The 22,844-nt window shown below is 56.5% G+C and carries 21 protein-coding genes and 1 tRNA gene; 13 read left to right on the top strand and 9 right to left on the bottom strand.

The window, feature by feature from the left end:
* Nucleotide 1 precedes the first annotated feature (1 nt).
* Nucleotides 2-1,660: a cytochrome c oxidase subunit I gene (ctaD, locus tag ACR0DJ_RS08665; protein WP_257600497.1), complete on the bottom strand. Its 1,659-nt coding sequence runs from the start codon at nt 1,658-1,660 to the stop codon at nt 2-4.
* A gap of 305 nt (nt 1,661-1,965) precedes the next feature.
* On the opposite strand from ctaD, the gene ACR0DJ_RS08660 reads away from it, so the two are divergent.
* A complete protein-coding gene (locus ACR0DJ_RS08660; RefSeq protein ID WP_480684584.1) occupies nt 1,966-2,385 on the top strand; it encodes an HIT family protein in 420 nt (139 codons plus the stop codon).
* Here ACR0DJ_RS08660 and ACR0DJ_RS08655 read toward each other — a convergent pair whose 3' ends face one another.
* A complete protein-coding gene (locus ACR0DJ_RS08655; RefSeq protein ID WP_425078056.1) occupies nt 2,386-2,808 on the bottom strand; it encodes a MerR family transcriptional regulator in 423 nt (140 codons plus the stop codon).
* Between the two features lie 82 nt (nt 2,809-2,890).
* Between ACR0DJ_RS08655 and ACR0DJ_RS08650 the strand changes: the two genes are divergently transcribed.
* A complete protein-coding gene (locus ACR0DJ_RS08650) occupies nt 2,891-3,832 on the top strand; it encodes a cation diffusion facilitator family transporter (RefSeq protein WP_480684582.1) in 942 nt (313 codons plus the stop codon).
* A 315-nt stretch (nt 3,833-4,147) separates the two neighbouring features.
* Here ACR0DJ_RS08650 and lipB read toward each other — a convergent pair whose 3' ends face one another.
* A complete protein-coding gene (gene lipB / locus ACR0DJ_RS08645; protein WP_480684581.1) occupies nt 4,148-4,804 on the bottom strand; it encodes a lipoyl(octanoyl) transferase LipB in 657 nt (218 codons plus the stop codon).
* A gap of 39 nt (nt 4,805-4,843) precedes the next feature.
* The gene (locus ACR0DJ_RS08640; RefSeq protein WP_480684580.1) at nt 4,844-5,503 is read right to left on the bottom strand and encodes a DsbA family oxidoreductase; all 660 of its coding nucleotides are present in this window, start codon (nt 5,501-5,503) and stop codon (nt 4,844-4,846) included.
* A 141-nt stretch (nt 5,504-5,644) separates the two neighbouring features.
* Here ACR0DJ_RS08640 and ACR0DJ_RS08635 point away from each other — a divergent pair.
* Nucleotides 5,645-5,731, top strand: a tRNA-Leu gene (locus tag ACR0DJ_RS08635).
* Nucleotides 5,732-5,735: 4 nt separating this feature from the next.
* On the opposite strand, the gene ACR0DJ_RS08630 is transcribed toward ACR0DJ_RS08635, so the two are convergent.
* Nucleotides 5,736-5,873 carry a hypothetical protein gene (locus tag ACR0DJ_RS08630; RefSeq protein ID WP_425078059.1) on the bottom strand — a complete coding sequence of 46 codons (138 nt, stop codon included), beginning with the start codon at nt 5,871-5,873 and terminating at the stop codon, nt 5,736-5,738.
* A gap of 210 nt (nt 5,874-6,083) precedes the next feature.
* The gene (locus ACR0DJ_RS08625; RefSeq protein WP_257600501.1) at nt 6,084-6,836 is read right to left on the bottom strand and encodes a TylF/MycF/NovP-related O-methyltransferase; all 753 of its coding nucleotides are present in this window, start codon (nt 6,834-6,836) and stop codon (nt 6,084-6,086) included.
* Nucleotides 6,837-7,406: 570 nt separating this feature from the next.
* Here ACR0DJ_RS08625 and ACR0DJ_RS08620 point away from each other — a divergent pair.
* Nucleotides 7,407-8,033 carry a class I SAM-dependent methyltransferase gene (locus tag ACR0DJ_RS08620; RefSeq protein ID WP_480686245.1) on the top strand — a complete coding sequence of 209 codons (627 nt, stop codon included), beginning with the start codon at nt 7,407-7,409 and terminating at the stop codon, nt 8,031-8,033.
* Between the two features lie 32 nt (nt 8,034-8,065).
* Here the strand turns inward: ACR0DJ_RS08620 and ACR0DJ_RS08615 are convergent, their stop codons facing one another.
* On the bottom strand, nt 8,066-9,163 hold the full coding sequence (locus ACR0DJ_RS08615; RefSeq protein ID WP_480684578.1) for an acyltransferase family protein: 1,098 nt from the start codon (nt 9,161-9,163) through the stop codon (nt 8,066-8,068).
* Between the two features lie 317 nt (nt 9,164-9,480).
* On the opposite strand from ACR0DJ_RS08615, the gene ACR0DJ_RS08610 reads away from it, so the two are divergent.
* The 4 genes from ACR0DJ_RS08610 to ACR0DJ_RS08595 all read left to right on the top strand — a co-directional run bounded on the left by ACR0DJ_RS08610 (nt 9,481) and on the right by ACR0DJ_RS08595 (nt 15,128).
* The gene (locus tag ACR0DJ_RS08610; protein ID WP_480684576.1) at nt 9,481-11,364 is read left to right on the top strand and encodes a glycosyltransferase family 2 protein; all 1,884 of its coding nucleotides are present in this window, start codon (nt 9,481-9,483) and stop codon (nt 11,362-11,364) included.
* 94 nt (nt 11,365-11,458) lie between these two features.
* Entirely contained in the window at nt 11,459-12,130 is a 672-nt protein-coding gene (locus tag ACR0DJ_RS08605; RefSeq protein ID WP_170346632.1) for a class I SAM-dependent methyltransferase, read from the top strand.
* A gap of 22 nt (nt 12,131-12,152) precedes the next feature.
* Nucleotides 12,153-13,205 (top strand): glycosyltransferase family 2 protein, encoded by a 1,053-nt coding sequence (locus ACR0DJ_RS08600; RefSeq protein WP_480684574.1) that lies wholly within the window; start codon nt 12,153-12,155, stop codon nt 13,203-13,205.
* A gap of 27 nt (nt 13,206-13,232) precedes the next feature.
* Complete coding sequence (locus ACR0DJ_RS08595) at nt 13,233-15,128, top strand: hypothetical protein (RefSeq protein WP_480684572.1); 1,896 nt, start codon at nt 13,233-13,235, stop codon at nt 15,126-15,128.
* Between the two features lie 49 nt (nt 15,129-15,177).
* On the opposite strand, the gene ACR0DJ_RS08590 is transcribed toward ACR0DJ_RS08595, so the two are convergent.
* The gene (locus ACR0DJ_RS08590; RefSeq protein WP_224855318.1) at nt 15,178-15,480 is read right to left on the bottom strand and encodes a DUF6476 family protein; all 303 of its coding nucleotides are present in this window, start codon (nt 15,478-15,480) and stop codon (nt 15,178-15,180) included.
* On the opposite strand from ACR0DJ_RS08590, the gene ACR0DJ_RS08585 reads away from it, so the two are divergent.
* The 4 genes from ACR0DJ_RS08585 to ACR0DJ_RS08570 all read left to right on the top strand — a co-directional run bounded on the left by ACR0DJ_RS08585 (nt 15,479) and on the right by ACR0DJ_RS08570 (nt 19,101).
* Nucleotides 15,479-16,513: an RluA family pseudouridine synthase gene (locus tag ACR0DJ_RS08585; RefSeq protein WP_170346636.1), complete on the top strand. Its 1,035-nt coding sequence runs from the start codon at nt 15,479-15,481 to the stop codon at nt 16,511-16,513. The genes ACR0DJ_RS08590 and ACR0DJ_RS08585 overlap by 2 nt on opposite strands.
* A 145-nt stretch (nt 16,514-16,658) precedes the next feature.
* The gene (gene rpoH, locus ACR0DJ_RS08580; RefSeq protein ID WP_170346637.1) at nt 16,659-17,555 is read left to right on the top strand and encodes an RNA polymerase sigma factor RpoH; all 897 of its coding nucleotides are present in this window, start codon (nt 16,659-16,661) and stop codon (nt 17,553-17,555) included.
* A gap of 243 nt (nt 17,556-17,798) precedes the next feature.
* Entirely contained in the window at nt 17,799-18,773 is a 975-nt protein-coding gene (locus ACR0DJ_RS08575; RefSeq protein ID WP_480684569.1) for a Gfo/Idh/MocA family protein, read from the top strand.
* 58 nt (nt 18,774-18,831) lie between these two features.
* Nucleotides 18,832-19,101: a DksA/TraR family C4-type zinc finger protein gene (locus tag ACR0DJ_RS08570; RefSeq protein WP_480684568.1), complete on the top strand. Its 270-nt coding sequence runs from the start codon at nt 18,832-18,834 to the stop codon at nt 19,099-19,101.
* 90 nt (nt 19,102-19,191) lie between these two features.
* On the opposite strand, the gene ACR0DJ_RS08565 is transcribed toward ACR0DJ_RS08570, so the two are convergent.
* Nucleotides 19,192-20,127 carry a LysR family transcriptional regulator gene (locus ACR0DJ_RS08565; RefSeq protein WP_480684567.1) on the bottom strand — a complete coding sequence of 312 codons (936 nt, stop codon included), beginning with the start codon at nt 20,125-20,127 and terminating at the stop codon, nt 19,192-19,194.
* Between the two features lie 109 nt (nt 20,128-20,236).
* On the opposite strand from ACR0DJ_RS08565, the gene ACR0DJ_RS08560 reads away from it, so the two are divergent.
* The gene (locus tag ACR0DJ_RS08560; RefSeq protein WP_480684566.1) at nt 20,237-22,663 is read left to right on the top strand and encodes an FAD-dependent oxidoreductase; all 2,427 of its coding nucleotides are present in this window, start codon (nt 20,237-20,239) and stop codon (nt 22,661-22,663) included.
* Nucleotides 22,664-22,844 lie beyond the last annotated feature (181 nt).

Below are 22,844 nucleotides of genomic sequence, written 5' to 3'. Positions count from 1 at the left end.
ATCAGTGGGCGTGGCCTTTGTCCCAGTCTTCCTGCTTGGGCAGCTGCTCGAACGTGTGCTCGGGCGGCGGCGAGGGCAGGGTCCATTCCAGCGTGTCCGCGTATTCGTTCCACGGGTTCGGGCGTGTCTCTTTCGCGCCACGCATCAGGGCGTAGATCACGATGCCGAAGAACAGCAGGAACGAGGCGAACGAAATGAACGCGCCAATCGACGATACAAAGTTCCACTGGGCAAATGCCTCGGGGTAGTCGATGTAGCGACGCGGCATGCCCTGACGGCCCAGGAAGTGCTGCGGGAAGAAGGTCAGGTTGGCGCCGATGAAGAACATCCAGAAGTGAACCTTGCCCCAGAACTCGGAATACTGACGACCTGTCATCTTGCTGAAGTAGAAGTAGACGCCCGCGAAGATCGCAAAGACAGCACCAAGCGACATCACATAGTGGAAATGCGCAACCACGTAGTAGGTGTCGTGATAGGCGCGGTCTACGCCAGCCTGGCTCAGAACCACACCGGTCACACCGCCGACGGTGAACAGGAACAGGAAGCCGAAGGCGAACAGCATCGGTGTCTTGAACTCGATCGAGCCGCCCCACATGGTGGCGATCCACGAGAACACCTTGACCCCCGTCGGAACCGCGATGACCATCGTGGCCAGCATGAAGTAGGCTTGCTGACGCAGCGACATGCCGACGGTGTACATGTGGTGCGCCCACACGACAAAGCCCAGCACGCCGATCGCGATGATCGCCCAGACCATCGGCAGGTAACCGAAGATCGGCTTGCGCGAGAAGGTGGCGATGACATGGCTGATGATGCCGAATCCGGGCAGGATCACGATATACACTTCCGGGTGGCCGAAGAACCACAGGATGTGCTGATACAGGATCGGGTCACCGCCACCGGCCGGATCAAAGAAGGTGAAGCCGAAGTTGCGGTCCATCAGCAGCATGGTGATCGCGCCCGCCAGAACCGGCAGCGACAGCAGAATCAGCCACGAAGTGACGAAGATCGACCAGCTGAACAGCGGCACCTTGAACAGGGTCATGCCCGGGGCACGCATGTTCAGGAAGGTGGTGATCATGTTGATCGCGCCGAGGATCGAGGAGGCGCCCGATACGTGCACGGCAAAGATCGCAAGATCCATGGACATGCCGCCTTCGGTCGTCGACAGCGGCGGATACAGAACCCAGCCCACGCCCGAGCCGGCCTGGTCGTTGCCTCCAGGCGCCAGCAGCGACGCGACACCCAGCGAGGTGCCGGCGACATACAGCCAGAAGGACAGGTTGTTCATCCGCGGAAACGCCATATCCGGCGCGCCGATCTGCAACGGCATGAAATAGTTGCCAAATCCGCCGAACAGGGCCGGGATGACAACGAAGAACATCATCAGAACACCGTGATAGGTGATCATGACGTTCCACAGATGCCCGTTGGGTGTACATGGGTCGGCCATGAAGCCTTCCAGACACATGTACTGAACGCCCGGGTGCATCAGCTCGAGCCGCATGTATACGGTCATCAGAACCGAGATCAGACCGGCCAGCGCCGAAACGACCAGGTACAGAATCCCGATGTCCTTGTGGTTGGTCGACATGAACCAGCGCTGGAAAAAGCTGCGCTGATCTTCATGGTCGTGACCGTGAATGGCTGCGTCTGCCATTATAGGTGCCTCCTGTTGCAACTGCACCGCGCAGTCGGACCTCTCCAACGCGCGGGATTCCTGCTGTTTTTAGAATGTGACGAGGGCACCTTCAATGGCCGAGTTTGATCTGGATCAAGATTAATTGTCGCGGGCAGGCGGGTGCCGCACGATTTTCCGGCCTTGAACGTGGGTTATCTGGGCATGGCGGATGAGAATTCAAGCCCGGCCTGTCGATGCGGCACGGGCGCTGGCAGAGTTCCGCCTTGACCGTTGCCCGCACGCGTCTCAGAACTGTGCCAACACCCGCAATCCAGAGGTTTGAGATGGCTGATTACGACCCCGACAATATTTTTGCGAAAATCCTGCGCGGAGAAATCCCGTGCACGCGCGTGTACGAGGATGATGAAACGCTGGCTTTCATGGATATCATGCCGCGCACGGACGGGCATCTGTTGGTGATCCCCAAAACACCGTGCCGCAACGTACTGGATGCTACGCCCGAGCAACTGACGGCGGTTGTGAAAACGGTGCAGAAGATGGCCCGGGCGGTCAAGTCCGCCTTTGACGCGGACGGGGTGACGATTCAGCAATTCAACGAGGCGGCAGGCGGGCAGGAAGTCTTTCACCTGCATTTTCACGTCCTGCCGCGCCACGAAGGGGTTTCCATGCGCCCGCCGGGCAAGATGGGGGATTTTGACCTTATCGGAGAGCACGCGAAAAAGATCAGCGCCGCACTCGCCTGATCATTCGGCGCCATGTGGCCCCATGCATTCGCCGTGATCCTGAAACGCGTGCAGCACGGCACAGACATGGTCGTGTTGCCCGTCGCAGGCCGCTGAAATTCGGGTCAGTTCCGCCTCGAGGTTTTGCAGGCGGGCTATACGATCCCGGAGGTCGGCTAGTTGTTTTTCGGCAATTTCGTGCGCCCGGTTAAGATCGCTTCCAGACGCGCCCTCAAGGGACAGCAAGCCCACGACGTCGGCCAGTGGCAATCCCAGATCACGGCAATGGCGAATGAAGATCAGCCGTTTTAACGCGGCATCGTCATACCGGCGTTGATTGCCCGCGGTTCGCTCTGGCTTGGGCAACAGGCCTTTGTCTTCGTAGAACCGGATTGTGGGAATTTTCACTCCGGTTCGGTGCGACAAGTCCCCGATCGAGTACATTTTTTCGTTGCGACCTCTTGAACCTCTAGTGGCTAGAGAAATTACATGCTCTGGGAAGCCGTAACAAGGGACATGAAACGATATGGCACACCAGCATCCCCACACCGGGCATGGTCACAAGCACAACCACATCGATCCGGGCGCAGGTGATGCGCGCGTCGCCTGGGCGATTGCGGTGAACATGTTCCTGACATTGGCTCAGGTCATCGGAGGCATCATTTCGGGTTCTCTGGCCCTGATCGCCGACGCATTGCACAATTTTTCGGACGCAGTCGCGCTGATCATCGCCTTTGTCGCCCGCAAGATCGCCCGCCGCCCGGCAGATCCCCGGATGAGCTTTGGCTATGGCCGGGCCGAGGTGGTTGCCGCATTGGTCAATTACACCACGTTGATCGTGCTGTCGGTTTATCTGTTCTACGAAGGTGTGATGCGGTTTTTTGAACCCGAGCCGATCAACGGGTGGATTATGGTCTGGGTCGCCGCGCTGGCATTGGTGGTCGATCTCGTAACCGCTGCGCTGACGTATGCTCTGGCCAAGGAGAGCATGAATATCCGGGCCGCATTCATTCATAACGTTGCTGACGCATTGGGATCAGTCGCCGTGATCGTAGCGGGCACCGCAGTGATCCTGCTTGGCTGGACATGGGTGGACCCGGTGGTGACGATCCTGATCTCGGTTTACATCATGTGGCATGTCAAAGAAGAGATAGGTGAGACAGTCCGTGTTGTGATGCTGGGCGCTCCGCCCGACCTGGAGCCAGAGCAGGTTGCGGCGGCTATCGAAGAAACAGAAGGGGTGGCCGAAGTGCATCACGTGCATTTGTGGAGTATGCAGGAACGGCAGCCCGCGCTGACGGCTCATCTGGTCGTCGATGCGAACGCCTGGTCGAATGCCGAAGTGGTTCGGGACAGTGTCAGGCAAACGCTGCAAGTTCGTTTCGGGGTTGGCCACGCGACGCTCGAACTGGAACAGGCCGGCCGCGCCTGCGTCGGTTCGTCCCGATTTGGGCACCATGAGGAATAGCGGCGCCGCAAAGAGAATTGCCGTTCCGATTTGGGGTCGGAACGGCAGACTCGTAACCAAACACTTCTCGGATTTCGAGGGCGAGCCCTGGATCACCGGTTAACATACCACTCACTCTTGATTGGCAGTTCCATATTACTCGTTAACGGAGCCTTTGTATCTAGCTGAGTTAAAAAATGCTTAAAGACTTCCCTAAATCCACCGAATTCAGGGTTAATTGCCTTACGCATGGGAAACAGAGCCAGCCGGTCACAGGGATTGTTGTTTGCAACAGTGGCGCGCAGCGATTCGCTGCGCAGTGATCGGCAGATGGAATCAGGGTGCCACAGGGCCAAATACGTCTGCGAATGTCTTTTTCAGTGCGGCATCAAGGTCTGCCATCGTTACCGGCAAGCCCAGATCGACCAATGAGGTCACGCCGTATTCGCTGATCCCGCAAGGGACGATGCCGGAAAAATGGTCCAGATCAGGTTCGACATTCACCGAGATTCCGTGAAAACTGACCCATTTGCGCAGGCGCAGACCAATGGCGGCGATCTTGTCTTCCGCCGGTTTGCCGGTCGCCGTCAACGGCTTGTCATCACGCCGAACCCAAACCCCCACGCGCCCGTCACGAATCTCACCTTTTACATTGAATTCCGCCAGCGCCGAGATCACCCAGGTTTCAAGCTGCTTCACAAACTGACGCACGTCGCGGCCGCGTTTGTTCAGATCCAGCATGACATAGGCCACACGCTGACCGGGCCCGTGATAGGTGTATTCGCCGCCGCGTTTGCTTTCGTAAACCGGAAATCGATCGGGGTCGGTCAGATCCTCGATTTTGGCCGAAGTGCCGGCCGTATAAAGCGGCGGGTGTTCCAGCAGCCAGACGCATTCCTCGGCTTCGCCATTTGCGATTGCGGCGACGCGCGCCTCCATAAAGGCAACGGCGTCGTCATAGCTGGTCAGACCATCGGTGATTTTCCATTCCATGCCGGTCTCATATCCGTCTGGATCGGTCAAGAAAAGGGGTCAGGCGGCCTCGGACAGGCAACGTTGCAGCACCTGGGCATAGGTTTCAGAACCCTGCGCGCCGGTCAGCAGGTATTTCCCGCCAAAAACCATGGATGGCACGCCTGAAATGCCCCGGCTGGTCCAGAACTGCTGCTTTTCACGTACCGGGTCAATGTGTTTTCCGCTTTCAAGCGCTTGTTGCGCCGTATCCGCGTCCAGCCCGATGTATCGAACAACTTCCAGCAGAACATCCATATCGGAAACATCCCTCTGCTGAGTGAAATACGCGTCGAACAGAGCCAGCTTCAGAGGATGCTGCCGACCCAACCCTTCCGCCCAATCCAGCATCTGATGCGCCGCGAATGTATTCACCATTCTGCTGTCATCGTCGAAGTTGAAGGCAAAGCCGAGCTTGGCCCCGATCGAGGTAAGCCGGTTCCGGGCCTGCTGGCTTTGTTCAGCGGTCGTGCCGTATTTCTCCATGATATGTTCACGCAGATTCTGGCCCTCGGGCGGCATGTTCGGGTTCAACTCGAACGGATGCCAGCGAAGCCGGGCAAGGACACCCTGTTGCCGCAACGCCATGTCAAGCTGTCGAAACCCGACAACGCACCAGGGGCAAACAACATCCGAGACGATATCGATCTGAACGATCGGGCGGTTATCGGGCGAGGGCATCTGCGGCTCCTGTCAGGTCAATAGCGTGTTGTCCAGTGGCAGAGATAAGCCCGTGGTGAAGGAATTTAAACCACTGCGTTTTTGCCTCTTCACATCGCGCGCACCAACGTCTATACGCCGCTTTACCAAGTCATTGGCAGTGCGGTCGTGGCGGAATTGGTAGACGCGCAGCGTTGAGGTCGCTGTGGGGTAACTCCCGTGGAAGTTCGAGTCTTCTCGACCGCACCAACTTTCAGTGAAAGAACATGAAATTGAGGGCGGGTGCGAAGATTGCATCCGGTGTGGCGCCCGCTGTGCGATGTCCGAAAGGGTGGCCGAAGACATCGGTTCCACGTGAAAGATCCGCTTTCAGAACCTGAATCAGTTCCATGTTTTGGACGCTCATCGGGATGTTGAGGGTTCTACCCCGGTAGCACCCACCAAGGGTGTCAGCTTGGTCGGCCATTCTGAAACACGAACAGGCCGCAGCCTTGCTGAGCGTGAGGTTTCAGGTGTTCAGGTGACGGGCGCCGACGTCGGCAGCGCCCGCAAGTGGCGGGCGCAATCTGACCCATGACCTGAACCCAAGGCCTGGTCCTTTCTAGACCTTTTGGAAATAGACGCCCACACCATCGATTTCGTTGATCGCGGGTGGCTGATAACCCACTTCGTCAAGATAGTCATGAACGGCAGCTTTGGCTGCGGGAACCACGTGATAATCGTCAACGATGATCCAGCCGCCTTTCGAGACTTTGCCGAAAAGGTGCCGCAAAGGATCTATGGTTGATTCATACATGTCGCCGTCAAGACGCAGCACTGCAATCTGCTCGCTGGGCACCAGTGGCATGGTGTCTTTGAAGAAGCCCTCGATGAACACGACATTATCGTCCAGAAGCCCGAACTTTTCAAAATTGGCCCTTACAGAATCGGCTGACACGGCCAGAGCGTCGTACTTGTGGAAATCAGACCCCTTGTCGTGAGGATACAGTTCTTCATTCGGCTCGGGCAGCCCCTGGAAAGAGTCACACAGAACGACGCGTCTGTCATTCTGGCCATATGTAAAAAGAACCGCTTTCGCAAAGATGCTGGCACCGCCACGCCATACTCCGGTTTCGACAAAATCGCCGGGAATCTGGTTGCCAATGACGGATTCCACCATGGCGCGAACATTGGCCAATCGCTTGCTGCCTACCATAGTGAACGCAACAGACGGCCAATCCCAGCCGTATTCACGGTTTTTGGAGTTGTAATCCGGTTTGGTGTCTCCAAACAGAATTGGTGGGTCTTCATAGATCGTGCCATCCAGGGCACGGGCAACCGTGGTCAGATATTGTTCCCGAAGTTCCGCGAGCATAGAAAAAAACCTTGCATAGATGTCGGGCTGGTTCTGGCCTTTCTACTGTAAAGATTCAACAAGAATCGCGGGAAATGGCCTGGGGGCATGGCTAATCAGAGTCACATTTTCGGCAAAATGTGCCCTGTTCAACTCAGGCATGCGGTTTTATTCAGCTTCGGCGTGCAGAATGAAACATATCTTTTTCAACGCTGGGCAATACATGAAAGCTTGCAGCGATTTCGGCGATTATGCTCTGGCCCAGCCCATTTTCGGGGCCGTGCAACGCCTGCCTCGCGCTTCTTTCTGCGTTTGATGTAAAGGAAGCTTGTAAACCCGTGCCTTTCAGGAGATGAAGCACGCAAGCCATCAGGTAAGGGCATAGTGGTGAGCAGATTTACGGAAATTGTCTCGACTGTCTTGCGCTCGGTTTCGGGCGGTTCAAAAAAGAAGATAATTCAACCGGTAGTCTGGTCGGAGCGGAACAGATGTACCGTTGACGGTGTCAATTTTTTCGCCACGGTCGACATCGCGGAATACCACGAAATCACATCGAACGATAGCGAGTTTCTGCTGGTGAAAACCCGCGAAATGATCGAGGCCGAACTGGATTGCACCTCGAGGATAGATGTTCGCAATATCGTCGATATCGGAGTATGGCAGGGCGGGAGCGTCGTGCTCCTCGATCGTGTTTTTCGACCTGACAAACTGGTTGCTGTTGAGTATTCGACGCGCGAACTGCCTCACCTTGACGCCTATATCGAAAGGCATTCTCGACAGGACAACGTGCGTCTTTACAAGGGGGTAAGTCAGGCTGACGTCAATCGGTTCGGGGAATTGCTGGATGCAGAGTTCGGCAACGAGAAGATTGACCTCGTCATAGATGACGCTTCGCACCAGTATTTGGAAACCTTGTTGTCGTTCAACCTCGTTTTTCCGCGCATGTCTGAAGGGGGCGTCTTCGTCATTGAAGACTGGCAATGGTCCACGATGGACGAACATTACAACTCCGACTATTTCGACGGGAAAAAGGCGCTGGCGAACCTGGTGCTTCAGTGCGTCATGTCCTGCGCCTGCCGGCCAGATATCGTTCGCGAAGTCATCGTGAAAAATCACTCAGCTATGATTGTTCGGGGCGAGGCTGAACTGCAAAGCGGTGTTTTTGACATTACCGAGATCGCCCGCAATCGAGGCGAGATTATTCCCCTGGTACTATAGATCCGCATTGTGTCGGTGGGCGCGCTCTGCCGTCACGACGCCAGTCGTTGTGACACTGTATCTCTCAGTTCTGGTTTGGTTATCCGGCGGGCCAGACGCATGAACGGAACTTCGACGGCATAATAGATAACAGTTGCAATGGGTACTGCCACGGCAAGGGTAACTGCGCAGACCACGGGCACCACAAGATCCGGGTTGTCCGTAAGCGTTGCGGCCCATCTGGTCAGATGTGTCTTATAGATCAAAAACGGATGCATCAGATACAGGCTGTAACTGATCTTTCCCAGAAAACGCGTTGCAGAGTTGTACAGTGCAGAGACAGGTCGAAGCGCTTGCGATAGCACGAGACTTGCAGAGGCAACGCCCCAGCCCAACACAAACTCGAGCGGGACCGGCTTGTACAGTTTCTGTGCCTCATCAGGGATCGGCCCGAACAGAAACATGAAAACCAACCCGGCCAGACCCGCGACGAGGGTGGCATAGCCAAGAAGGCCCGCGTGCGAAGTCGGTGTCAAACGGTAGATGCACCAGACGATCAGGCCCAACGCAAAATACGGGGCATTCGTGAAAAAGCTGGTCCAATAGTAGTAATCGGGAACTTCGCCCTGACCAGACAAGTTTACAGACGCCCATCCCAAGCAGGCGAGCAAGAAGAGAATTATCGCTGACCAAATATTCCGCCAAATCCAAAGGAAGGGGAACAGAAGATAGAAGATGACTTCGACGCCGATTGACCAACCCGCCGGAACAAGACTGGTTTGTTCACTGGGGACAAACCCGAACAGAAATGTCATATTCCTGATGATCGTACCCGTTTCGGCTTGGACACCTATATACAGCCAGGCGAAAAGCATCAGGTAAAAGAGCGGGGTAATTCGAAAAAACCTGCGCAAGGCATAGGCCCAACTTCGATCAATGGAAACTCCATTTGGATAAGCCAGCGACATGGACATCGCGCTGATTATGAAAAACAGCGGCACCCCCATCGAAAAATAGTCGACGCCCCAGTCTGTGTAATCGACTCCAAGTGGATGAATGAGCACTGCGTGTACAAACACGACCGCAGCCGCTGCGATACCGCGCAGAGCATCAAGGCCATGCGCCCTTTGGTCTTTGAGATTACCTGTCATGATCTACTCGAGATGCCGCAACCTTGCTGCCAAATGACTTCGGCAGCAGTGAACACCAGCTATAGATGTCTGGCGCGCGAAGGCAATCCGAATGACGGTTTCAAGGCAGAGGCACGCTGCGGGATCGCTGTCTGCGGCGTCGTGGCCGTCTGCGGAGTTTTGCAGTTGGCAGTCACTGAACCGGCGGGCTCGTCCACTTGCAATGCAATTCCGGGGCCCGTAACAAAGCCGCAGGCAGGGATGCGCGCTATACATCTGCAAAGATGCGTTTTTTCCCGCTATCCTGAATTTGCGGGCCACGGGTACAGGTAGACGCGATGAGACTTGTCATATCCACGATGAAAGACGAAGGGCCGTTCATCCTGGAATGGATTGCATATTATCTTTCGATCGGCTTCACGCATTTTATCGTCAATTCGAACGATTGTTCCGATGGCACCGACGCGATTCTTCGGCGATGCCAGGAACTGGGGTTTCTGGCGCATATCGACAATCCCGGTCCGTGGGAATTTGGACCTCAGGCTTCAGCTTATGCAAACGCCATGGAACACCCCTGGAGCAAAGAGGCCGAATGGATATTGGTCTGCGACGTGGATGAATTTCTTGATATTCGCGTCGGCGACGGGACGCTGGACGATTTGTTTCGTGCATTGCCGCATGCGGACGGATTTGCCGCGATCTGGCAGTTGTTCGGGCACAACGGAATCGTCGAGTTCGAAGACAGGTTCATTGTCGAGCAATTCACCCGTGCGGGCGAGCTTGGCGCCGTCAGCCCCCATAACTTGCGGGCGTTCAAATCGCTGTTCCGCAACAACGGATCGTATCGCACGATAAGCACGCATCGACCGCGCGGCCCGATACCCAACAAGGCGGATCGATTTGCCTGGGTCGACGGGGACGGGGATCCGTTGCCGCCGGCCATGCGAAGACGCGGGTGGGCGTATTCATCAACGGGCGCCGGGTTTGGTCGCAGGCTTTTTCGGATGAACCACTATGCGGTGAGGTCCGTGGAAAGCTATCTGATGAAACGGTTGCGCGGGGATGTGAATACCTCGAGCTTTCATCCGAAGATGGAGGCAACCGGTCAGGCTTACTGGAAGCTGCATTGCTATAACGACATCGAAGAAACCTCGATCCTGTCCAAAGTCGCGCGACTGCGGGAGGTTTACGAAAAACAGCGATCCGATCCTGTTCTGGGGCAATTGCATCATCAGGCGGTTGCATTTCACAAGGAACGTATTGCAAGCCTCAGAAAAACCGAGGTGGCGCAGGATTTCGTTGCAAAGTTCAGCCGTTTTCGCAGCGGGCGCTATGTCAAGGCGCTGGACCTCGGCGTGATGGAAGAGGGCGATCTGTCCTTCAACGCCGAAATGTACAAGGACCCGGAAATCACATTTGCCCAGGTCGCGAAATGGACGCGGCTTGGCAAGATGTCCAAGCCTGAGAACTCCAGGCCATACAATTTCCCCTGGTTTGTTCGGCTCGACTCCCTCGAAACCTCGTTCGATTACGAAGAGGCCGCCGCGCAGCACGCGCAAATCACGGATGCCAAACAGGTTTCGGTGCCGTTTGATCCAAAGGATCCTGTCTACCTGCCTGCTGTCCCCCCGGAAGTTGAAAGAACAAAAGACCAGCGGCAGAGTTTTCTTCGATCGATCAGTGGCAAGAAGAACTGGGTGCTGATCGGACATGTTGAGACTGAAATCATTGAAGAAATACTTGACCTTGACGCTGTCGAGAGATTGACGGTCATAGGACCGTGGGGGCTGTCATGGGACGGTTTCACCTGCCCGGATGCAACCCAGGATCCCGAGCTACAGGCGTTGGACCGCACGTTCTATGCACTGCTGGAATACTTCCGCGACCCCATTCTTGCCGGACGATTGCGTGTCTACCGGGCGCTGCCCCCCTTGATGCTGAAGCTGTTTGAAGACGAAAGCGTCGGTGTCGTCATCATCCGCGGGGTGCGGGCAGAGCAGGTGATGACCCAGCTGTTGCGCCGCATCGACCGGGTTCTTGCACCCGGGGGCAGTATCGCATTCACTTCTTATCGCCGTCATGGTGGCGGGTCGTATACGGGTATGAATGCGGCAATAAACAGTTTTCTGGGGCGCAATGCTGCGCGGTACCGGGTAACCAGCTTGCAGCCACCGTGGCTTGGTATCGACAAGTTGCCACCACTTGACAAAAAGGATGCATAGCTTCTGGTTCTTGCGCCGACGGCGTGGTAGCCATGTTTCAATAAACAAAACGGGTTCTGCGTGAACAGGATACCCGTCTGCAAGTGAGGTCGAGATGTCAAACGAATCCAAGGTTATCGGTGTTGCGCCCGGCAGCCAGAAGAAACCGAAGGCTGACAAGGCGACCAAGCGCAAGAACAGCAAGGAAGCAATCCGTCGCACATTCCTTTCGCGTTTGCCAAAGGGGGGCTTGGCCGTTGAAATCGGTGTCTGGCAGGGTGAGTTCTCTCCGACCATTCTGAAACTGATCGAGCCCAGTCAGCTTTTTCTGATCGACCCATGGAAGCATATTGGTGAGGAATCGCACACAACCGCGTTTGTGGGCCGGACAGAAGATGAAAAGATGGAGGCCATCTTCCAGAAGGTCGTAAAGTCTTTCGAGGCCGAGATCGAAGAAGGCAAGGTTGGTATCATACGCGATTTTTCGGTACCTGCGTTGGAGCTTTTTGATGATGACAGCATCTCGTTTGCCTATGTTGATGGGGATCATTCATATGAAGGCGTGACCGCCGATCTGGCCGCTTTGTTTCCCAAGATCAAACCCGGTGGGATCATGGCATTCGACGACTACCACCGCCGCGGCTGGTGGGGCGACGGCGTGATCCGTGCGGTCAACGAGTTTCTGGGCCAGCACCCCCGAGAGCTGCGCATCCGCGCGATTGCCGGCGCGCAGATCGCCATCGAAAAGATTGTCCCGCAAGATGACAGCAAAGGTCAGAACGACTAGGCGGCGGGGATAAGTGGCAGCGATGGAAAAGCCTGAAAAGATCCTCATCACTGCGATGAAGAACGAGGGTCCTTATATTCTGGAATGGGTGGCCCATCACAAGGTGCTGGGGTTTGACCGGATCATTGTCTACACCAATGATTGTACAGACGGCACCAACCAGATTCTGAGACGCTTGCAGGACTTGGGGCATGTGGAGTTTCACAGGAACCGGGTTGGAACCGGTGGGATACATCGATCTGCGCTGAGGCAGGCACGACGCTTGCCGGTGGTGAAAGACGCAAAATGGATATATGTCGGCGACGCGGATGAATTCCTGAATATTCACGTTGGAAAATACAAGGTCGATGATCTGATCGAGGCAACGCCCGGCGTTGACGTCATTTCCATCCCCTGGAAGATTTTCTCGAACAGTGGTCGGCATGTTATGCGCGATACGCTGGTGACGCGGCAGTTCTACGATTGTGAACTGGATTTCGAACAAGGCGGGGCAGGGCGCCGGTTTGTCAAATCCCTGTTCCGGCAGGGTGATTTCTATCTTCGCTTCGGGTTGCACAACCCGCACCCCCGCCCCGAGCTTCAGGCTGGCGTGTTCCGGTCCGTGCCCGGAGGGCATGCCACGGAACCTGCCCCATTCGGCAACCATGTCTCGCCCCCGTTCGGTTTTGAAGTCGCACAGATCAACCACTATGCCGTCAGATCCACGCAGGCCTATCTGGCCAAGCGCAGCCGAGGTCGGGCAAATCATTCCTCGCAGACACTTGGAACCGAATATTGGGACCGCTGGAACCGTGGCGGTGCCAAAGATGAAACAATCCTGCGGTACAAGGATGAAGTGGATGCGGTGCTGGAAGAGTTTCGCGCTGATGACAGGCTTCGACGGCTGCATAGAAGAGCGTTCCGCTGGCACAAGGCGCTGATCAACGATCTGCTGAAACTGCCAGAGTATGATGAGCTGTACCAGAAACTTCTTGAAAAACCGGCTGTGGATTTTGTCGCAAAGGACCGCGGCGTAAGGGAGCGCCTGTCGGCAGGCTCTCCATCTTCTTCTGACGAAAACCGGACAGAGTCCTGACAACACAGCCCCTGGAGAAATAGACGAATGGTTGCGGATCGCTCTCTTCCGACGATTGGGATGCTGTGGATGGAAGGCAGCCTGAGCTTTCTGGAGCAGATGTGCATGCTGTCCTTCGTGGAATGTGGGCACAGGGTCGTTTTGTTCCACTATGGGCAAGTCGACAACGTTCCGGATGGTATCGAACTGGTGTCGGCAAACGAAATCCACGAGCCCAAGCAGTTCATCGTAAACAACCAGTTCAAGACGCCCGTGCCCCAATCCGATATCTTCAGATTGCATCTGATGAAGAAAACGGACTTTCTGTGGTGCGACACGGATGTGTTGGCGCTTGCCCCGATACCAAGGGCAGATCATGTCTTTGGGTATTTCAACCGTGATACCATCTGCAATGCCGTCATGCGGCTGCCATCCGACAGCCCCACGTTGAATGCGTATTCCGAATACTGCCAGGATCCCTATCCGATCCGCCCCTGGGTTAAAGGTGAAGAACGGGAAGAACTGGAACGCCAGAAACGCGCGGGTGAATTGCCGCATGCGTCAGATCAGGAACACAGCGTCTACGGCCCCGGTGTCATGACGTGGTTTCTGCGCCACCACGACGAACTGAAACATGCCAGCCCCATACCGGTCTTTTATCCTTTGCCGTTCAGACGGGCAGGGCAGGCCAATGACATTCACGTCCGAGAGTTCAGGGACGCGTACATCAAAGAGGAAACGCTTGCCGTACATCTGTGGGGGCGTCGGATGCGATGGTGGATTGCAAACGGGATCAAGCGGCATTCGTTTCTGGACCGACGTCTGAGGAACCTGGGTGTGCGACCCGGCGACGCGCCTTTGCCACGCCACGGCCGAGGGGGCCTGAAACCGGTGGAGTTTCCGGCAAACCTGCCCACGTTGCGCGCTACGACCGAAGAAATCCACGACGCCACCGGCGGCGTTGTTTCCGTTGCTCTGCTCTCTGACCGGGAAGACTATCTCAAGGCGGCGCAGGCTGATCTCGAAGCGATTGCAACTGACAACCTGTACGGTGCCAACACCCCGCCACGCGTCGGTTTTTCGCGCGGTTGGGAACATTACGGCAGTGGCCCTGCACGGCTGAATGCGCTTGGTATGTCTTTGTACAACTATGCGGATAGCCATCGGTCTTTGCCTGACCTGCGCGCGCCAAAGACATTCGCCGAAAAATTGGTGGTCATGAAGCTGTTTGGCGAAGTCCCCGATGCGTTGATCTCTGACCGGTCCAAATACTTGGGCAACGCCTCGGAACTGCTTGCCTGCCCACAGCGCATGTGGGAGGCGCATATTCCGGCATTGCCCGAAACACTCGACCTCGGGCCAGGCCAGTATTGGTTGAAAGGAACGATGAGTCCTGGTCACAAGCTGGCCCTGTCGTTTCCGCTGGATGGCACGCAGCGCGACGATGCCAACCAGAAACTGGCCGCGTGGCACAAGACGAAAACGCCCGAAGGGTTCTGGACAGGCGAATGGTGGCGTGCCACGCGGAAGCCCCTCTATTACATCGAAGAAGACTTGTCCGCCGGGGATCGACAGGCCGGCAGCTGGAAATTCTGGGTGATCGCCGGACGCGTGCAGCTGGTGCAGGTTGACCGTGACCGGGGGCGAGGCCGCATTCAAATGCTCCATGATCGCAACTACGATTACCTTGCAGATGAGTTGTATTCACCAACCAGCAACACCGTCGAACCCCGACCCGAGCGCTTTGAAGACATGATCCGGATCGCTGAAACCCTGGGGCAAGACCTTGAATGCGCCTGCATAGAGCTTCTCCCGGCCGGTGACAGGATTTGCTTGGGCGACATCATGTTGGCGCCGGTGTCGGGCAAGCACAAGATACGGTCGGATGCGCTGGATCTGCGTCTGGGTGCTGCGTGGACCGGAACTCGGCTGTTTCCCGGCTGAGGCTGGACGATCCCCTGATCTTTCATGCCGCCGGAACAGGCGGCAGGGCCTATTCGACTGCGATTTCCTGGCGCAGTTTTCCTGTTGTTTTGTCAAAGATCAGAATGCGATTGTCATCGGTTGCGACGGCATACCAGTTCGACCCGATGGTCAGGGCCTGCGCCCGGGCGCCGTCGGGCAGCTCGATCTGATCCGGCAAGGTGGGGGTGCGGTCCGATAGGCGGATGACAATCAGGGCGAATGTCACTAGAACCCCGCCAATCATCACCGCGGTCAACAGCATGACCATCCGCCGCAGCAGTCGCAGTTGCGGAGTTTCCTGCGGTTCTTGAGGTTCGGAAGGGACAGTCATGGGCACCCGCCAGATTGAGTTTCACATCGCGGCCGATCCGCCGCCTCGCCTTGATAAGGCGCTTTCCCGGGATGTGCCAGACGGGGAAAACCTGTCGCGCACCCGGCTGGCGCGTCTGATCGAAGAAGGGGCGGTTCAGATCGACGGTGCCGAGACACGCGATCCCAAGGCCAAGGTGGTCGAAGGGGCGCGGGTCACGATTGTCGTGGCCGAGGCCGAAGACAGCCATATCGGCCCCGAGGACATCCCGCTCGAGGTCGTATTCGAGGATGCGGACGTAATCGTCGTCAACAAACCCGCAGGCATGGTCGTACACCCTGCGCCGGGATCACCCAGCGGTACTCTGGTGAATGCTTTGCTCCACCATTGCGGAGACGATCTGTCGGGCGTCGGCGGGGTGAAACGCCCCGGTATCGTGCATCGCATCGACAAGGAAACAAGTGGCCTTCTGGTGGTCGCGAAATCAGATGCGGCGCATCACGGTCTGGCCACGCAGTTCGCAGCGCATAGCGTCGAACGGTATTACCGCGCGGTGTGTTACGGGGTGCCGGATGCCAACGATCCTCGTTTGCGCGGTGTCAAAGGGATCAGCTTTGAACCCGGCAACATCATGCGCGTGACAACGCAACTTGCGCGGCACAAGACCGACCGTCAGAGACAGGCGGTTCTGTTCCACGGTGGGCGCCATGCCGTGACGCGTGCGCGTGTTGTCGAAACCTTTGGAACTCCGGCGGGTCTTGCCCTGATCGAATGTTGGCTTGAAACGGGCCGAACCCATCAGATTCGGGTTCATATGGCCCACGCGGGACACGGGCTGGTGGGCGACCCGGTTTATGGCGGTAAACGCAAGCTGTCCGCCAAGGCTTTTTCCGCCGCCGCCGCGGGTTCTGTAAGCGCTTTTCCCCGTCAGGCGCTTCATGCCGCCGTTTTGGGGTTCGAGCACCCTGTCACCGGTGAATCCCTACGGTTCGAGGCTGATTTGCCGCAAGATATGCAATGCCTTGTCGAACGTCTGCGCACACCGCTGTCATAATTAGCAAAGTCCTGTGAATAGGGGCTTTTTACCTTTCCTTAACGCAAGATTAATTTCAGACTGTTAGCAGCACCTCTTGAATGGGAAGGGTTCCTTACCCATATCCTATGTTAAATACCTAAACATTTGTCGGAGGGACACAATAATGGCAAACTACGCAAATCTTCCCGCACCGACGCCCGAGGGCGGCCTGAATCGCTATATGCAGGAAATCCGCAAGTTTCCTCTGCTGGAGCCGGAAGAAGAATACATGCTGGCCAAGCGCTGGGTCGAAGAGCAGGACACTGAAGCCGCGCACAAGATGGTGACATCTCACCTGCGTCTGGCGGCCAAGATCGCCATGGGCTATCGCGGCTATGGTCTGCCGCAGGCCGAAGTGATTTCCGAGGCCAATGTGGGCCTGATGCAGGCGGTCAAACGGTTTGACCCTGAAAAAGGCTTTCGTCTGGCGACCTATGCCATGTGGTGGATACGTGCCTCGATCCAGGAATACATCCTGCGGTCTTGGTCTCTGGTGAAACTGGGCACGACCTCGGCGCAGAAGAAACTGTTCTTCAATCTGCGCAAGGCCAAGGCCCGTATCGGCGCATTGGAAGAGGGCGACCTGCGCCCGGAAAACGTCAAGCGGATCGCCACTGATCTGGGCGTGACCGAAGAGGAAGTGATCAGCATGAACCGCCGGATGTCCGGTGGCGATGCGTCCCTGAACGCCACGGTCGGGTCCGAAGGCGAAGGCACAATGCAATGGCAGGACTGGCTTGAGGATGAGGATGCCGATCAGGCCGGTGATTACGAAGCGCGCGATGAGTTGGAAGCGCGAAGGGAACTGTTGGCGGCGGCTTTGGATGTGCTGAATGATCGGGAAAAGGATATCCTGACCCAGCGCCGTTTGATGGATCAGCCTGTCACGCTCGAGGAATTGAGCACACAGTATAACGTAAGCCGCGAGCGCATTCGCCAGATCGAGGTGCGCGCATTCGAGAAACTGCAAAAGAAAATGCGGGATCTGGCGCGGGAAAAAGGCATGCTGGGCACCGCCTGACAGACTGGCCCTCGGGCCGACCCTGTCGCGTTTACGCGAAGACAGAAAACGCTCTCTGAAGATCAGGGGGCGTTTTTTTGCAAATGTTAGCAGCCACTGACGCTGAGGCGCGAAAAAGTGGTTGAAGACCGGAAGCTGTGCTACGAGAAAGTACAGTTTTCTTCTTTGATATTGTGGCAGGTCAAGCCTTCGGGGACCCTTTGGATGCGCACAATCTGAAACAAGCCGAGTACGGAGGGCGCAATGCAGAAACCGGTTCAATTTGGCGTATTGGGTGCCGCGAAATTTGCCCGCGAATACATGGCCCCAGCGATACATGCCGCCAACGGGGCGCGCTTGGCCGGGCTGGCAACGTCCGATGCCGCAAAGGCCGAACCGTTCCAGTCTTTTTGCCCGGATTTACACGTGTATGACAGCTATGATGCGTTGTTGGCAGACACCGGAATCGACGCAATCTACATCCCGTTGCCCAACCATATGCATGCGGAATGGAGCCTTAAGGCTTTGAAGGCTGGTAAGCATGTTCTGTGCGAAAAGCCCATGACCATGAAGGCGGATGAATTCGACGCGTTGATTCAAAAGCGGGATGAAAGCGGCCTGCAGGCCGCCGAGGCATACATGATCGTCCATCACCCTCAATGGCAGCTTGCAAGGAAACTGATCGCTGATGGTGCCATCGGCAATTTGGTACATGTGACCGGTGCATTCAGTTTCGACAATCGTTCTGACACTCGGAACATTCGAAACCGCGCGGAAACGGGCGGCGGAGGATTGCGTGACATCGGGGTCTACGTGATCGGTGGAGCACGCTTTGCAACCGGGCAAGAGCCTGTGTCAGTGCAGTCAGCGATCCGGTGGCAGGATGACATCGACATCTTTACCGAAATACGCGCGCAGTTCCCCGGATTTACCTATTCCAGCTATGTGTCCATACGGATGCATCCCCATCAGGAGATGGTGTTTCACGGCGAAGGTGGTTTGGTCCGTCTGACGACCCCGTTCAATGCACGTGTTTTCGGAGAGGCGCGGGTCGAACTGCACCGGCCGGGGCTTGAAGTTCAGGTCACTCGCTTCCCCGGAGCAGACCATTACAAGTTGCAAGTCGAGGCCTTCTGCCGTTCGATCCGGGACGGGGCGGAATACCCTTGTCCTTTGGAATTCTCACGCGGAACGCAAAAGGTGATTGATCGTGTATTCGAAGGCGCGGTTTCACTGTAACTTGCGTTGCGGCCAACGGCTCAGCTATTCTGCATGTCACAATTTCAGGAGATGACCGATGGCCGGAGGTTGGGCACGCGACGGCGCTGTGAGCGAACAGATCGAAGCGTCGATCTCAGATGAACTGGCGCGGATGCAGGCGCAAAAGCGGCCCCAGGGCGAAAGCATGACCCATTGTGCCGAATGCGAAGAACCCATACCGGAAAAGCGTCGCGTCGCGTTGCCGGGAGTAAAGTTGTGTCTGGATTGCCAGCAGGAACGGGACGGCGCGTTCAAGGCACGTGGCGGTGTCAATCGGCGGGGGTCGAAAGACAGTCAGTTGAAGTGATCTTGGGTATGGCTGCTATGAGCCCAAAGCGTCTAATGCTGCGATACGTATTAACTGGCATGAAGCGACATATAGCTATCGCCGTACCAGTCATTTTTCGGCTTGTGATATGACCAGAAAGCGGTTTGCCGCGTCCTGCGAAAACAGATCCCTCAGGCTGTCGGTGAAGTATTTCACGATGCGGCGTGGATTGTCTGGCAGGTATCCAAGAACAATTTTCAGCGGGTCGGTGGCCGGGTACAACGGCACCTCCAGGACGTTTTCGCCCGCGTAGGTCTCATGCGTTTTGGGGCGCATGTGCAACAGTGAACAGCCTACGCCCACGCCAACCAGACTTCGAACCATTTCGAGCGTCGTTGCAGTGCAAACCACATGCGGAGTGACTTCGGCGGCCTGGAACATACGGCTGTAGTAGTCGCTGATCACAGGCTGATCGAGGAGAATCATGGGCTCGCCATCCAGCTCGGAAAGGGAGACGCTGCTTCTGGATGCAAACGCGTGCTGTTTTGGGACAAGAAGGTAGCCGGGCACTTCTATCAGGGTCTCAAAGGCCACTTCCGGGGCCAAGCTTTCGGCAACACAAAGTATGACGTCGAAGTCACCGGACAGCAAACCGGCCTGGGCGGATTGGGTGTCACATTCGATGAACTTGATATCGACACGTGGATTGTCCGCCAAAAGATTTCGCGCGATGGCAGGTAAAAAAGCTGGGGCAACAGGCGCGTAGTATCCCACCCGCAATGTGCCGATCAATTGCGTACGCATCTCGGCGCCCTGGCTCATCAGTGCCTCGTATTCATCGAGCAGATGCCGGACACGGGCCATGATGATTTTCCCCGTGGATGTCGGCGCAATCCCCTTGGACCGGTGTCTGATGGTGAGCTGCATCCCAAAGGCCTCTTCCACCTGGTTGACCGCAGCCAGCACGGCGGATGGCACCACGTGCATCTTCTTGGACGCCTCTGTCAGGCTGCCGCTTTCAGTGGCCGCCATGAAATATCGAAGGGCTTTCAGACTAATATCCATACTCGCTCATAATTCACTATTTATGATCTTTGTATTTCAAATATTCAGTTTTTCAAAAGATATAATCCGGCTGATACTATCCAGAAATCTGAATTTCTGGAGGTGGCTCATGCAAAGCCATGCGCGGGTTGTCGTTGTTGGTGGTGGCATTGGTGGATTGTCGGCGCTTTATCACCTTGGTCTGGAAGGCTGGACCGACGCAGTCCTGCTGGAACGCAACGAGTTGACCAGCGGCACCACCTGGCATTCGGCGGCGCAATGCCCCAGTGTGGCGTTCAATCAACTGCTGCTGTTGCTGCGGGATTACACCATCAGGCTTTACAAGGAACTGGCCGATGATCCGGCCTATCCGATCAATTATCACCATGCCACGGGTGGCATGCGGCTTTTGACCAACCCCACTCACGTTGACGAAGTGCATCACATCATGTCCGTGGCCAAGGGGTTGGGGATCGAGTTCGATCTGCTTGATGCGGCCGAAGCAAAGCGGCGCAATCCCTTGCTGAATATCGACGGTGTTCTGGCGGCGATGTGGGATGAACAGGACGGGGACATTGATCCGGCACAACTGTGCCAGGCCTTGGCCGCCCGGTCTCGCAGGATGGGTGCGAAAATTCACCGCAACACACCCGTTACTGCGCTGAAACAACTGCCCAATGACGAATGGCTGGTGACGACAGAAAGCGGCACGATCACCGCTGAGCATATCGTGATCGCGGCCGGCTATCGCGCCAACGAAGTCGGCGCGCTGATGGGCATCGAATACCCCGTCATTGCGATGGAGCACATGTATTTCGTGACCGAAGACATCCCTGAACTGGTCGAGCGCGACACCCGCGTGCCCATGGTGCGCTGCCCGCGTGACACGTTCTATATGCGGCAAGAAAAAAAGGGGCTTCTGGTCGGCATCTACGAACATGACTGCAAGACCTTCGGGATGGACGGGATCGACCCTGATTTCGTCAATGCGCTCTGCCCTGATGATCTGGACCGCTTGCTGCCCAAGATGGAACCGATCTTTGACCGTCTGCCCTGTTTGCAGGAGGCCGGCATCAAATCCGTAGTGAACGGGCCGATTGCCTATGCCTCGGATGCCGGGCCGCTGGTGGGCAAGCAACCGGGTCTGCGCAATTGCTGGTCGATGAACGGGTTACGAGTGGGCATCGGCGAAGGCGGTGGCTACGGCAAGATGCTGGCGCAGATGATGGTGCATGGGGAAACCGAGTGGGACAGCTGGCAGCTTGATCCGCGCCGCATCACCAGTTTTGCCAATACCGAGTTCACCGCGCTGAAATCAATCGAGGATTACCGGCACGAGTTCCGCTGGCACCTGCCGCATGAACACCGCCCGGCCGGTCGCCCGGCCAAGGCATCTCCGCTTTACCCGGTGCTGAAAGCCAAAGGTGCCAAGTTCGGCGTCGTCAATGGCTGGGAGCGGACAGAGTTCTACAAACCTGACGCGGATTTCCAAACCACTCACGGATACGCATTCCAGAACTGGCACGATGTTGTGGGGGCCGAGATCGAGGCGCTACGTTCGGGTGTCGGGTTGGCCGAACTGTCAGGTTTCAACCATTACCGCATCAGCGGAACCGATGCGCTCGACTGGCTCAGCAGTCTAACCTGCTCCAAGGTGTCGACCCAAACCGGCAGGGCAAGCCTGTGTTTTTTCCTGACACCGAAAGGCAATATCTCGGGCGAGGCGACAATTGTGCCACTTCCGGACGGGAGCATCTTCTATGGCTCCGCCGCGTCTGCCGAGTATCATGACATGGACTGGCTGACCGAGCACCTTCCCAAAGGGTCGGATATTCGCATCGAAAGTCGCACCAACACCCATACGTTGATGGTGATTGCAGGCCCCAGAACCCGAGACCTGCTGGCCTCTGTGTCGCCGCGCACCAAATGGGGGCAGTCTGACTTCCCCTGGCTGACGGCGCGGCGTGTTTTTATCGGCCATGTCGAGGCGCTGGCTATCGCCATCAGCTTTTCCGGAGAGCAGGCGTTTGAACTGCACATACCCAACACTCAGCTTTATGCCGCCTATGACATCCTGACCAAGGCGGGCGAAGCGTTTGGGCTGTCGCATTTTGGCATGTTCGCAATTGACTCGATGCGCCTGGAAAAAGGGTATGGCCACTGGAAAGCTGATTTCATCACCGAGTTCAATCCGATCGAGGCAGGGCTGCATCGCTACGTAGACATGAACAAGGATTTCCCAGGAAAATCAGGGCTTAAGGCGCAAATCGACGCAGGTACCCGCAAGAAACGTGTAGTTCTGGAAATCCACAGCGCCAAGGGAACAGCACGTCCCGGCGAAGGAGTGTTCGCTGATGGTAATCCAATCGGATCGATAACCTCTGCCGCATGGGGCTATCGCACCGGGAAGAACCTTGCCATCGCATACATCGATCCGACTCATGCCGAAACCGGCACGGAAGTTGAGGTTCTGCTCATTGGCGAAACCATTCTAGCCACAGTCTGTCCACCCTGCCTTTTTGATGCTGAAAACGCCGTGCCCAGAGGTATCTCATGATCTGTGGCGCTCCAGATCCAGAGTGTTTTTCTACAATGGGGTCTACCGCAATGTGCCTATGGAAGGCATTAATTCGAACACAGCGAACGGCATTAAAGCCCGCTTCGCCGACCGTCATCCTCCGAAAATTCTGCGCCATGGACGAATGACCGCAATGGCGTATCGCATTGCAGCATTCTGA

Source organism: Ruegeria sp. BF10 (genome assembly GCF_056538725.1).
This window is presented reverse-complemented; position numbering and strand designations above follow the sequence as displayed.